Below are 12,216 nucleotides of genomic sequence, written 5' to 3'. Positions count from 1 at the left end.
ATGACCGCACCGACTGACGGGCGCGCCGACGTCCTCTGGTTCCTGCCGACCCACGGCGACGGGCGCTATCTCGGCGCCCAGGAGGGAGCCCGGGAGGTCTCGCTCAGCTACCTCCGTCAGATCGCGCAAGGCGCGGACGAGCTCGGCTATTACGGCGTGCTGCTGCCCACCGGGCGGTCCTGCGAGGATTCCTGGATCGTCGCCTCGGCGCTGGCGCCGCTGACCAAGCGCCTGCGCTTCCTCGTGGCGGTGCGGCCTGGCCTGATGGAGCCGTCCGCGGCGGCGCGCATGACCGCGACCCTCGACCGGATCTCGGACGGGCGCCTCCTGATCAACGTCGTCACCGGCGGCGACCCGGTGGAGCTCGCCGGCGACGGCGTGTTCCTGTCCCACGACGCGCGCTACGCGGTCACCGACGAGTTCCTGACGATCTGGCGCGGCCTGCTCGCCGGCGAGACCGTGACCTTCCAGGGCGAGCACCTGCGCACCGAGAACGGCCGGGTGATCTTCCCGCCGGTGCAGAAGCCCTATCCGCCGCTCTATTTCGGCGGCTCCTCGCCGGCCGGGATGGAGGTCGCGGCCGAGCATTGCGACGTCTACCTCACCTGGGGCGAGCCCCCGGCCCAGGTCGCCGACAAGATCGCCGCCGCCCGGCAGGCCGCCGAGGCGAAGGGCAAGACCTTCTCGTACGGCATCCGCCTGCACGTGATCGCCCGGGAGACGGAGGCCGCCGCCTGGGAGGCGGCCGAGCAGCTGATCTCGAAGCTGGACGACGCCACGATCGCCAAGGCGCAGGAGACCCTGAAGCGGCAGGATTCCGTCGGCCAGAGCCGCATGATGGCGCTCCATGGCGGCAGCCGCGACAAGCTCGTGGTGGCGCCGAACCTCTGGGCCGGCGTCGGCCTCGTCCGCGGCGGCGCCGGGACGGCCCTGGTCGGCTCGGCCGATCAGGTCGCCGACCGGATGAAGGAGTACATCGACCTCGGGATCGACCGCTTCATCCTCTCGGGCTACCCGCATCTGGAGGAAGCCTACCGCTTCGCCGAGCTGGTCTTCCCGAAGCTGCCGCTGCGCCCGACCACGGGCCGGCCGGTGGGCAATGCCCGCAACGACGGCCCGTTCGGCGAGATCATCGCCAACGACCTGGTCCCGACCCGCCGCGTCGGCGCGCACTGACCGGCAGATCGGTTTGGCTCACAATATTGGGCATGGCTGATCTGCAATCGTGCCATCCGGGTGTCATGGTGACGCCATCCTTGGCGTCCATCCGCCCCGCCCATTGCCGCGCGACGCGCTCGCGCGGCCTGGACGAGTAAAGGATGTCCATGACTACGACCAAGACGGCCCTGTTGGCCATCGGTCTGTGCCTCGGCCCGGCCGCGGCCTTCGCGGAGCAATCCCCGGCCCGGGAGGCGCTCAAGCAATACTGCACCGGCGACTACATGGATTACTGCAGCGCCTACGCGCCGGGCGGCCCGGAGGTCGAAGCCTGCTTCAAGGCCAATCTCAAGAAGCTCTCCCCCGGCTGCTCGGCGGCGATCACCGCCTACAAGAAGGAGCAGCGGGCGACCCGGCGCGTCAGCGAGGCACGCTGAGCGCGCCGTCGCGGCTTCGCCCCATCTCGGGACGAGGCGGCGGCCTCAGCGCAGGATCCGGGGGCGGCTCCGGGCCGCCGGCCTGCACGATAATTTAAGCGCCTCGCTGTCATCAGGTTACGACAGAGTCCGGCCAAGCTTGAAGCCCGTGAACCCGCGGCGATCCGCACGCGCGCCAGCACGGGATCTGCCGCGTCGGTCCGATCGGGACTTCGAGCAGCGGAAGATGTGCTGATGACGACAGTCGAGATAGCGCCCGCCGCGGCCGGGCCACGGGCGGATGCCCGGACGGCGCTGCTGCGCGCGGCCCGCATCGTCGCGGCCGCGGCCGTCACCGTGATGGTGCTGCTGCTCGACCTCATCAGCTACGCGCAGCTGATCTTCTCGGGGCCCTTGGCGGAGAGCCGGGCCGCCGGCCTGTCGGCGCTGCTCGCGGCCTACGTTCTGGGCAGCCTGGTCTTCATCGCGATCCGCCGGACCGCGCGGGTCTCGCTCTCCTTCATCGGTGCGGCCGCGATCGTGCAGGCGGCCATCGCCGCGGCGGTGGCCGGGCAGCTGGAGGAAGCGGGCGTGACCGATCCGGAGACGGTCGGCCAGCTCGTTCTCGTCGCCTGCGGCGTCTCGACCTTCGCGGCCGGCGTGGTCTTCGCGCTGCTCGGCACTCTGCGGGCCTCGCTGCTGGCCCAGCTCCTGCCCTACCCGGTGCTCGCCGGCTTCCTCGGCGGCGTCGGGCTGCTGTTCCTGCGCAGCGGCGTGCAGATCGGCGGCCATGTCGACGATCCGCTCGGGGCGGTCGTCCGCGCCATCGATCCGGCGACCCTCGATTCGGGCCGGATTGATGCGGGCGCCCTCGCGCGCATCGCCCTGACGCTCGCCATCGGATTCTGCGCCTTCTACCTGCCCCGGATCGTCCGGCACTGGGGGACCTATCCCACGGTCATCCTGGCGAGCCTCGTCGTCGTGCATCTCGGCCTGGCCTGGACGGGCACCAGCATCGGCGCCGCGCAAGGGGCGGGCTGGCTGATCGAGCCGCTGCCGGCGGGCTCCCTGCTGCGCCCGCCGGCCATCGGCAGCCTTCTGGCCTTCGATCCGCACCTGCTCCTGCCGATCTGGCCCAAGATCGCCACCCTGGTGATCGTCGCGGTGATCATCCAGATCCTCTACGTGGTCAGCGTCGAGCTGGAGATCCGGCGCGAGCTCAACATCGACCGGATCTTCGTCGCCTCCGGTGCCACCAACCTCGTCGGCAGCCTGTTCGGCAGCTCCGCCATGGGCTTCGGCCGGACCTCGACGCTGCTGCTGCACAATATCGGCGGCGGCCACTGGCTCGGCTGGTGGCTGACCCTCGCGGTCATGGCGGCGCTGCTGGTGATCGGCGCGAGCCCCCTCGCGCTGCTGCCCCGCCCGCTGGCCGGCGGCGCCCTGATCGCCATCGGCATCGGCCTGCTGTTCAACCTGTCGCTCGCGTGCCGCACCCTTCCGGCCTGGGAGATCGCCATCGCGCTGGTCGTGTGCGCGGCCACCGCGTTCTTCGGCGCGACCACGGGCTTCCTGGTCGGCGTCGTCCTGGCGATCCTGATCTTCGGCGTCGAGTACGGGCAGATCGGCGCGATCCGCCGGTCGCTGTCCGGGGCGGAGAGGCGCAGCAGCGTCATCCGCGGTCCCGACGCAGCCGCCCGGCTCGAGGCGGCCGGCGGCCGCACCCGGATCTACACCCTGCAGGGCTACCTGTTCTTCCTCAACGCGCAGGCGGTCTACCGGCGGGCCGCCGCGGAGGCCGGGCCCCTGCGCGTCCTGATCCTCGATTTCCGCGAGACGGTGGGGCTCGACAGCTCGGCGCTCATCGCGTTCCGCAAGATCGGGCAGCTCGCCGAGCAGCGCGGCTTCGACGTGCTGCTGGTCCATCTCACACCGCGGGCGCTCCGGCAGGTTACGCGCAACGGCCTCGCCGGCGAAGCGCGGATCCGGATCCTCGACACCCTGGACGAGGCCCTGCGGGCCGCGGAGACGACGCTGCTCGCGGAGGCCGGAGGCGCCGGTCCGGGCGAGGTCGCGGTCTTCGCCCGGCACATGGCCGACCGGCTGGGCGGCGCCTCCGGCCCGGGCGACTTCGCCCCCTACATGACGGTGCGCGACCTCTCGGCCGGCGCGGTTCTGATGCGCCAGGGCGAAGCGGCCGAGGCGCTGTACTTCCTCGAGACGGGCGTCGTCTCCATCGAGATGGAGGTGCCCGGCCGCGCCAACCTGCGGTTGCGCACGACCACGGCCGGGACGGTGATCGGCGAGATCGCGCTGGTGCAGGGCGGCCGGCGCACCGCCACGGCCATCGCCGAGACGTCCTGCCGGGTGGTCGGGATCGATCGCGCCGCCCTCGCCCGCATGGAACGGGAACGGCCCGACCTCGCGCTGTTCTTCCAGCGCTTCCTGATCCTGGAACTCGCCGGCAAGGTCTCCGACACGAACCGCCTGCTCGAGGCCGAGATGCAGTGAGTCGCCCGGGGGCACCGGGAGGCAGGCCGCGGCTCAGCCCGCGGCCAGCACCACGGCGAGCCCGATATGGGTGACCTGATGCAGGAACTGGTCGGCGCCGATCAGCCACCAGAACCGGGCGTCCGTGGGCGGCAGGCGCGTCCGCTGGCCGACCAGGGCCTTGCCGCGGTCGATCGCCGTGTGGATCGCGAAATCCACAAGCGCCAGCCACCACAGGGCCGGCTGGACCATCAGGGCGATCAGCAGGGTGCCGAGGCCGTGCAGGGCGGTGTGGGCGCAGAGCGGGGCGAGCCAGCCCGAGCCGCGCTCCTTACCCTGCGCCATCCAGGTGCTCTGCAGGAGGAAATCCGCCCCGAGCTGCTTCACCGCGAAGGCGAGGAACAGCAGCGCGAAGGCCCCAACCGGAACAGGCGTGTCGACGGACGGCATCGCGGCCCTGGCTCTCCTCCTCCGGCCCCGGGGAACAGGTCCGAGACCCGAATCGGGGACGGGCCAGCATACACGCCCGGTCCTGCCCTGACGCGCAGCGGGGCGTGGACGCCGGGTGCCCGGGGGCCCGTGCCGGCCCCAGCATAGAGAATGAAAAATTCAGAACGCCGGCAGGAGGAAAGTATCTTCCCACGGTCGCAAAGCAAAAAATCCCGTGGTTTATATATAGACCTGATGTCGATGAGTTTTTAATCGTTCTAATTCATGAAGATAAATATTGTTTGGTAAATGGTGCGCGTGTTAGCCGTCACACCTGCATGGACCGTGCAAGCGTGACAATGTGAGCGCGACAGTGGCGACCTTGAAGCGCGACGTCGGGCACGACGTCATCCACGACGGCCGCGATGAAACCACGAACGCGGCCGGGTTCGGCGCCCTCGCGGTGTTCGAGCGCCATCGCGTCACCTATCTCGCGAGCGCCCGCCGCATCCTCGGCTGCCCGGCACAGGCAGAGGACGTGGTCCAGGATGTCATGCTCCGGCTCATCGCCGATCCGCCCGCGGCCGCGGAGGGCATCCTGGCCGCCTATGTCGGGCGGATGGTGCGCAACCTCGCCCTCGATCGGGCGCGGCGGCGCGGCTTCGAACGGCGCCTGTTCACCGGCCTCGACGACGCCCCGGACCCGGCCGATGCCGGGGCTGGGACGCCCGAGGGGGCCGCGGCCTCGCGCGAATCCCTGCGGCAGGTCGAGGCCGCGGTGGCCGAGCTGCCGGAGCCGGTGCGCACCGCGTTCCGGCTGCACCGGGTCGAGGGCGTGCCGCAGACCGAGATCGCGGCCCGGCTCGGCGTCTCACGCGCCCTGGTGTGCGGTCTCGTGCGTCGGGGGCACCTGCACTGCCTCGCGGCCCTCGACCGCCGCTGCGAGGCCTGCCCGGCGCGCCTCCGCGAGCCAGGCGAGCATCAGCACCAAGCCCAGCCCGTCCGCCAGGATCTCCGCCGCGACCCGGCTGGCGAGCACCCCCGTGTAGCCCATGAGCGGCGGCAGGATCAGGAGCGGCGGGATCAGCGCCAGCCCCTGCGCGGCCAGCGACACCGCCGCGGCCCGGCGCGGCGCGGCGATCGCCTGGAACAGGGTCGCGGCGGTGAGCTGTAGGCCCACGGGCACGAAGGCGGCGGCGAAGACCGTGAGGGCGCGGGCGCCCTCACGGGCTGTGTCGGAATCCTGTGCGAACACCCCGACGAGCGGCCCCGCCAGCGCGAGCATCAGCCCGCCGACCGCGGCCCCGTAGACGAGGGCAGCGGCCAGCACGAAGAAGAGGGCGCGGTGGAGGCGGTCCCGGCGGCCGGCGCCGGCGGCGTGGCCGAGCACCGCCTGGGCGCCCGCCATCATGCCGAGCAGCGGCAGGGCCGCCACCAGGGTCAGGCGCAGGGCGATGCCCTGGGCGGCGACCGCGGCGTCGCCGTAGGGGGCGGCGGCCTCCACGAACAGCGCCATCGCGAAGGCCGCGAGCAGGCTGGAACCGGTGGCCGGAACGGCGAGCCGCAGGGCCTCCGGCAGCAGACCGGCCGCGCTCCGGCCGCCGGGCCATCGGAACCGGATCCGGTCCGGGCCACGCGCCCGGGCGAAGTGCAGGCCGTAAGCTCCGGCCCCCGCGAGCTGCGCGCCGATGGCCGCCCAGCCCGCGCCGGCGGTGCCGAGGCCGCAGACGCGGATCAGCACCCAGTCGAGCAGGATGTTCAGGCCGAAGCCCGCCATCATGATGGCGCCGCTCAGGCGCGCGTGGCCCTGGGCGCGCACGATGAAGCCGCCGACGATCATCACCAGCATCAGGGCCGTGCCCAGGGTGGACAACGCGGTGTAGGGGGTGGCCGCTTCGGCCAGCGCGGCATCGGCCCCGAGGAGGCCGAGCCAGAACGGCGTGTCGATCAGGATCGCGGCCGTCACCGCCAGCCCGGCCGGCAGGCTCAGCCAGAAGCCCAGGGCGGCGGCCGCGTCGGCCCGGCGGCGGTCGCCCGCACCCAGCGCCCGCGCGACCTGCGAGGCCGCCGCGATCCCGGCGCCGTAGCCGAGCGCCGCGACCAGCAGCGTCACCGGGTACGCGATGGCGATGGTGGCGATGGCCGCCGCGCCGAGATCGGCCACGAACCACGCATGGACCAGCATCTGCAGCGCGTGGGCCGAGATCCCGAGAATGGCGGGGCCCGACAGGCGCAGGACCAGGGCGACGACCCCGTCCTGGTCGAGGTCGACCGGCCGCCTCACGGCGCCGTCGCGGCGGGCCGGATCGCGGCGCGGGCCGCGCGCTCCGCGTCGAGGATCGTGCGCGCGATGGCGCCGGCCCGCACCGGCAGGATCGACAGAAGCGTCTCGGTCAGCCCGTGGGTCGGCTCGCTGAAGCCCTGGAGGTGCAGGCTCACCCGCGGCTCCGCGGAGACGAGCGGCAGGCGGTAGTGCCGGTCCGCGGTCGCGCCATCCATGTACGGGCGCACGGGATCGAGGATCGCCGGCACCGTGGCGCGCTGGTAGCCGGTGGCGCAGATCACCGCCGCGTAGGGCTGCCGCTCCTCAATCCCGGCGACGTCGTCGCGCAGGGTCGCGCACAAGCCCTCGGCGGCCGGCTCCAGCGCCACCACCCGGGTGCTGCGCCGCAGCCGGTAGCGGGTCACGCCGCTGACCTCCTGCTCGTAGAGCGTCGCGTAGAAATCCTGGATCAGGTCCGCGTCGACCACCGCGTAGTTGGTGGACCGGTGCGCGGCGATCAGCTCGGCCCGCACCGGTTCCGGGGCGTCGTGGACGCGGTCGACGGCGGCCGGGTCGAAGATCTCGTTGACGAAGGGGCTGTCGTCCGCAGGCTTCAGGGCCGGTCCGCGGATCGCGAGATCGACCAGGGCGCGCGGGTAGCGCTCGCCGAGATCGGTGGCGATCTCCACGGCGCTCTGACCCGCGCCCACCACCAGGATGCGCGGCTCCGGCCCGTCGAGGCGCGGCGCACCGAGGGCCTGCGCGATCCCCGGCAGGTACCAGGACGAGTGGATCACCCGCCGGTCCTGGGCGTGCGCCGCGAAGGGGGCGGGGATCGCCGGGTCGCCGCCGGCCGCCACGACCAGGTGCCGGCAGCGGCGCAGGCGGCGCGCCCCGGCCCCGTCCCGGGCCTCGACCACGAAGGCGGCGAGCCGCCCGTCCCGGGTCTCGGGCCGCACGGCCTCCACGGTCTCGCCGTAGGCCACCACGTCGGAGAAGCGATCCGCCGCCCAGGCGAGGTAGTCGTTGTACTCCACCCGCGACGGGTTGAAGGTCTTGAGGTTGAGGAAGGTGCTGAGCCGCCCCTTCACGTGCAGGTAGTTGAGGAAGCTGAACGGGCTCGTCGGGTCGCGCAGGGACACGAGGTCCTTCACGAAGCTGATTTGCATGTCGGCTCCGGGCAGCATCATCGCCCGGTGCCAGCCGAACTGCGCCTGCCGCTCGATGAAGCGCATGGCGGGTCGGGGCGGCCCGTCGCGCATGGCGTCCTGCAGGGCGATCGCCAGGGACAGGTTGGCCGGGCCGAAGCCGATGCCGATGATGTCGTCGGTTGCGGGGTGATCCGTCATCGCGCGCGTCTCTGCTCGATCGGAGGAGGGTCTAGACCGGCACGGACGGGGGCCGCGGCGCCGCGTCGGCGGCCGCAGCGCCCGGCACCCAGAGCCGGTCGCGGACGAAATGCGCCCGCGACAGGGCGACCAGGGCCGCGCGCTTGTGCGGGAAATCGACGGTGGCGATCGTCGCGAAACCGGAGGCGTGGAGGTTCCGGATCTGCTGGGCGTGGTCGGCCCGGGGCTCGCCGACGATGCGCTGCGTGCGCGGCTCGTCCAGGAACAGATAGTGCATCAGCGAGGGGAGCCAGGCCGAGAGGTACGGCCGCCCGCGCACGGCTTCGTCGCCGATCGCCACGTGCCAGCCGCGATCGTAGGGGCCGGATTCGTAGAGCGGACCGAGCCGGCTCTCCCGCGCCCAGTACAGCTCGAAATAGCCGAACGGCGTCCCGTCGAGACAGCCGAACAACGGCAGGGTCGCGGGGTCGGCCTGGAGCTGGGCGATATGGGCGGCGTGCGCCGCGAGGCTGCCGGTCTCCTGCCAGACAGCGGCGACCCGGGGATCGTTCATCCAGGTCGAGAACAGGATGACGTCTCCGGGCTCCGTCAGGGTCCGGAAGCTCAAGCGCCGGCCGAGCCAGGGGATGGTGCGCGCGTAGACCGTGCCGGCCGGCGTCTCGGGCCGCAGCGGGTGCCGGCGGCCCTGCGTGACGGTGAACAGCTCGGGGAAGGGGGGCCGGACGGCCGGGAGCCAGCGGGCGGCGCATTGCCAGAGCAGGCCCGGCAGGATCTCGACGCCGCCGCCGATGCGCCGGGCGGCCCCGAGGGCGAGCAGCCGCCCGGCCGTGTCCGGATCGGCCTCGACGCCGATGCGCAGCACCCGCGTGTCCGCGGCGGTCAGCGCCTCGGCGCGCGCGAGGATCGCCGCCGCGGCCTCCGCCGGATCGCCGAGGCCGTTGAGGCCGTTGAGGCGGATCACCGGCGCCTCCCGGGTCCCGTCCAGGGCGAGCGAAACCCGCGCCGCGTCGTCCGTCCCGCCGTCGTGCGTGCTGGGCCTCGAAGCGTCCGTCATCCGTCCTCCGGGTGGCGCCGGCGCGTGTCGCCGGCACCTCCCTGACGGTTGGGGCCGCGCGGTGTTCAGGCGACGGGCGCGGATGCCGTTCCGGCCGCCGCGGGTACGCCGCCGTGAACGCCACCCCGCTTCAACCGTCAGTCCGTCGAGGCCCGGAGCGGCGCAGGAGCGAGCGGATGGACAGGCAGGCCGGCCAGGAGGCGAGTGCGGAGGCGAGCGCGGAGACGCGAGCGGATTGGACCCAGGGCCCGGTGGTGGTGGCGTTCGACCGGGCCGGGCACGGTGCGTTCTGGCCGGCTCGGCGCGCGCTGCCCACCGGCTGGACGCGCGCCTGCGATCCCTGCGGGATCGACGCGGCGCGCGCCTGGATCGCGGATCCGGCGCACGCGCCCGGGCCGTCCCAGGCGACGCAGCCCGCCCCCGACGCCGACCGCGAGACCGTCCCGGCCCGCCTCGCCCGCCTCGCCGCGGCGGCACCGGAGCGGCCGGCCGTGCTGTTCGACGGGGAGATCCTCACCCGCGGCGCCCTGGACGCCCGGGCGGCCGCCCTGGCGGCCGGGCTCGCCGCGCGCGGGATCGGGCGCGGCGACCGGGTCGCGGTGGCGCTGGACCGGTCCCCGGACCTGATCGTGGCGCTGCTTGGGGTGATGCGCGCCGGCGCCGCCTTCCTGCCGCTTGATCCCGCCTACCCGGCGGCCCGGGTGCGGATGATGCTGGCGGATGCCGCCATTGCGCACTGTCTCACGATCCCCGAGATCGCCGAACGCCTCGCTCTGCCCGCCAGGATCGCGCGGCTCGATTCCGCCGCCTTGGCCGCCACCTTCGCCGCCGCCTTGCCCGACGGCCCGGCCACCGCCATGCCGGAGCAGGAGGATCCGGCCTACCTGATCTACACCTCGGGCTCGACGGGCACGCCGAAAGGCGTCCTCGTCGAGCACGGGCCGCTCGCCATGCATTGCCGCACCACCGCGGCGGCCTACGCGATGGGCGAGGCCTCGCGCGAGCTCCACGTCCTGTCCTTCGCCTTCGACGGCGCCCACGAACGCTGGATGACGCCCCTCATCGCCGGCGGCTGCATCGTGCTGCGCGGACCCGAGCTCTGGACCGCGGCCGAGACCCTGGCGCAGATCCGCCGCCACCGGGTGACCCATGCGGGCTTTCCCACGAGCTTCATCGGCCAGCTTGCCGAATGGGCCGAGCGGCTGGGCGCGGCGCCCTCGGTCGAAGTCTACTCCTTCGGCGGCGAGGGCATGGCCCGCGAGACCTTCGCGCGGCTCGGCCGCGCCCTGAAGCCCCGGCTGCTGATCAACGGCTACGGACCGACCGAGTGCGTGATCTCGCCGCTGATCTGGAAGGTGCCGCCGGAGACGACCTTCGACGAGCCCTACGCGCCGATCGGCGGACCGGTCGGGGCCCGGGCGGCCTACGTGCTGGGGCCCGACCTCGAACCCGTGGGGGAGGGGGAGACCGGCGAGCTCTACATCGGCGGCGGCCTCGCCCGGGGCTACTGGCGGCAGCCCGCGCTCACCGCCGAGCGCTTCCTGCCGGACCCGTTCGCGGAAGGCGGCGGCCGGATGTACCGCACCGGCGACCGGGTGTGGCGGCGGCCCGACGGCAGCCTCGCCTTCGCGGGCCGGGCGGACGACCAGGTCAAGATCCGCGGCCACCGGATCGAGATCGGCGAGGTCGAGGCGGCGCTCCGCGGGCTGCCGGGGGTCGCGCAGGCCATTATCCTGCGCCGGGACGGGCCGGCCGGCGCCTATCTGGCGGGCTACGTCGTCCCGGCCCCCGGCCGGCGTCTCGAGGCCGGGCGCCTGCGCGCCGGCCTCGCCCGCACCCTGCCGGAGCCGATGGTGCCGGCGAGCCTGACCCTGCTCGACCGGCTGCCGGTGACCGCCAACGGCAAGCTCGACCGCAACGCCCTGCCGGATCCCGCCGCCGACGACCGGCGTGGGCGGCCGCCGGGCACCGCCACGGAGCGGCGGCTCGCGGGAATCTGGTCCGAGGTGCTGGGCTTCCCGGTCCGGGTCGCGGATCGGCGCTTCTTCGATCTCGGCGGCGATTCCCTCTCGGCCCTGCGGCTGGTGGCGCGCCTGCGCCTGATCGCGCCCCGGGGCGGGATCGGGGTGGCGGATCTCCTGCGCGATCCGACTATCGCCGAGCTGGCGGCCCGGATCGAGGCCGGCGCGGCCTCCGCCGAGGACGGGCCGGCCCCCATGGTCCGGCTGTCCGCCGGACGCCCGGGCAGCGGCCGGCCGCTGCTCGTGCTGTTCCCGGGGCTGCTCGTCAGCACTCGGGAATACGAGCCCCTGGTCGCCCATCTCGGACCGGAGCAGGCGGCGCACGGCTTCCTCTGCGCCTCGCTGGTCGAGGACGTGCGGCCCCTGCCGGCCGTCGCCGACCTCGCCGCCGCCTATGCCGAGCGGGTGCGCGCCCTGATGCGCGACCGGGCGGGCCGTTGCGTGTTCCTGGGCTGGTCCTGGGGCGGGGTTCTCGCCTACGAGACCGCCCGCCTTCTCGGCCCGGACTTCCCCCTGGACTGGGTCGGGATGCTCGACGCCTGCGGGCTGGAGCCCACCTTCGCCCCCGGCGCCGGCCGGCCCCTCGGGCCCGAGGAGCGGGCGGCGCACGCGGCGATGCTGGCGGCCTGGCTCGAACGCGCGCCGATGCGGCCCCATTGGGAGGCCCTGCGCGCCCGCATGGATCCGGAGGCGGAGGCGCAGTTCCTGCGCTTCCTCGCCGCCGAGCCGCAGCCGCTCCCCGCCGACGGACCCGAGGTCGGCAGCCGGGAGCGGATGCTCTGGACGCTGGTCGACCACGCCATCCAGTTCCGCGCCCTGCGGCTGGAGCCGGGCGCGGTGCCGATCCGGAGCTTCGTGGCCGCGGACTCCCTGGCTCGCGGCCTGCCGGTGATCGACTGGGCTCCGCTCACCGGCCGGCTCCTCGCGGTGGAGACCGTCCCGGAGACAGACCATCTCGACATCGTGCTGTCGCCGCACCTGCACGCCCGGATCGCCGCGCTGACGGCCGCGTCCCCGGTCTGGAGCGCGGTCTGAC

8 protein-coding genes and 1 pseudogene are annotated in these 12,216 nt (G+C 73.6%); 5 read left to right on the top strand and 4 right to left on the bottom strand.

The window, feature by feature from the left end; genetic code table 11:
- The 3 genes from ssuD (at position 1) to ABIE45_RS20350 (ending at position 4,085) form a co-directional block, all read left to right on the top strand.
- Positions 1-1,176, top strand: coding sequence for an FMNH2-dependent alkanesulfonate monooxygenase (ssuD, locus tag ABIE45_RS20360; protein ID WP_192709229.1), 1,176 nt, complete (start codon positions 1-3; stop codon positions 1,174-1,176).
- A 149-nt stretch (positions 1,177-1,325) separates the two neighbouring features.
- The gene (locus ABIE45_RS20355; protein ID WP_192709230.1) at positions 1,326-1,595 is read left to right on the top strand and encodes a hypothetical protein; all 270 of its coding nucleotides are present in this window, start codon (positions 1,326-1,328) and stop codon (positions 1,593-1,595) included.
- Positions 1,596-1,829: 234 nt separating this feature from the next.
- Positions 1,830-4,085 (top strand): cyclic nucleotide-binding domain-containing protein, encoded by a 2,256-nt coding sequence (locus ABIE45_RS20350; RefSeq protein ID WP_192709231.1) that lies wholly within the window; start codon positions 1,830-1,832, stop codon positions 4,083-4,085.
- 33 nt (positions 4,086-4,118) lie between these two features.
- On the opposite strand, the gene ABIE45_RS20345 is transcribed toward ABIE45_RS20350, so the two are convergent.
- Positions 4,119-4,514: a DUF3307 domain-containing protein gene (locus tag ABIE45_RS20345; protein WP_192709232.1), complete on the bottom strand. Its 396-nt coding sequence runs from the start codon at positions 4,512-4,514 to the stop codon at positions 4,119-4,121.
- A gap of 340 nt (positions 4,515-4,854) precedes the next feature.
- Between ABIE45_RS20345 and ABIE45_RS20340 the strand changes: the two are divergent.
- Positions 4,855-5,340: pseudogene (locus ABIE45_RS20340) on the top strand (sigma-70 family RNA polymerase sigma factor); the annotation flags it as partial.
- Between the two features lie 24 nt (positions 5,341-5,364).
- Here ABIE45_RS20340 and ABIE45_RS20335 read toward each other — a convergent pair.
- Genes ABIE45_RS20335 through ABIE45_RS20325 form a run of 3 tightly spaced genes read right to left on the bottom strand, consistent with a single transcriptional unit; the run spans position 5,365 to position 9,159 of the window.
- Complete coding sequence (locus ABIE45_RS20335) at positions 5,365-6,777, bottom strand: MATE family efflux transporter (RefSeq protein WP_209578378.1); 1,413 nt, start codon at positions 6,775-6,777, stop codon at positions 5,365-5,367.
- Positions 6,774-8,105: a lysine N(6)-hydroxylase/L-ornithine N(5)-oxygenase family protein gene (locus tag ABIE45_RS20330; protein WP_192709234.1), complete on the bottom strand. Its 1,332-nt coding sequence runs from the start codon at positions 8,103-8,105 to the stop codon at positions 6,774-6,776. The genes ABIE45_RS20335 and ABIE45_RS20330 overlap by 4 nt, the downstream gene beginning before the upstream one ends.
- A gap of 31 nt (positions 8,106-8,136) precedes the next feature.
- Positions 8,137-9,159, bottom strand: coding sequence for a GNAT family N-acetyltransferase (locus ABIE45_RS20325; RefSeq protein ID WP_192709235.1), 1,023 nt, complete (start codon positions 9,157-9,159; stop codon positions 8,137-8,139).
- A gap of 176 nt (positions 9,160-9,335) precedes the next feature.
- On the opposite strand from ABIE45_RS20325, the gene ABIE45_RS20320 reads away from it, so the two are divergent.
- Positions 9,336-12,215 carry an amino acid adenylation domain-containing protein gene (locus ABIE45_RS20320; protein ID WP_192709236.1) on the top strand — a complete coding sequence of 960 codons (2,880 nt, stop codon included), beginning with the start codon at positions 9,336-9,338 and terminating at the stop codon, positions 12,213-12,215.
- The last annotated feature ends 1 nt before the right edge of the window (position 12,216 follow it).

This window comes from Methylobacterium sp. OAE515 (assembly GCF_041806315.1).
Lineage (GTDB): Bacteria > Pseudomonadota > Alphaproteobacteria > Rhizobiales > Beijerinckiaceae > Methylobacterium > Methylobacterium tardum.
The sequence above is the reverse complement of the archived record's forward strand: the minus strand, read 5'-3'. Positions and strand labels throughout refer to the sequence as shown.

Excerpts from the sequence above, each read along its gene's own strand:
- ABIE45_RS20355 (WP_192709230.1), top strand. The coding sequence starts at position 1,326 with ATGACTACGACCAAGACGGCCCTGTTGGCCATCGGTCTGTGCCTCGGC.
- ABIE45_RS20345 (WP_192709232.1), bottom strand. The coding sequence starts at position 4,514 with ATGCCGTCCGTCGACACGCCTGTTCCGGTTGGGGCCTTCGCGCTGCTG.
- ABIE45_RS20350 (WP_192709231.1), top strand. The coding sequence starts at position 1,830 with ATGACGACAGTCGAGATAGCGCCCGCCGCGGCCGGGCCACGGGCGGAT.
- ABIE45_RS20320 (WP_192709236.1), top strand. The coding sequence starts at position 9,336 with ATGGACAGGCAGGCCGGCCAGGAGGCGAGTGCGGAGGCGAGCGCGGAG.
- ABIE45_RS20330 (WP_192709234.1), bottom strand. The coding sequence starts at position 8,105 with ATGACGGATCACCCCGCAACCGACGACATCATCGGCATCGGCTTCGGC.
- ssuD (WP_192709229.1), top strand. The coding sequence starts at position 1 with ATGACCGCACCGACTGACGGGCGCGCCGACGTCCTCTGGTTCCTGCCG.
- ABIE45_RS20325 (WP_192709235.1), bottom strand. The coding sequence starts at position 9,159 with ATGACGGACGCTTCGAGGCCCAGCACGCACGACGGCGGGACGGACGAC.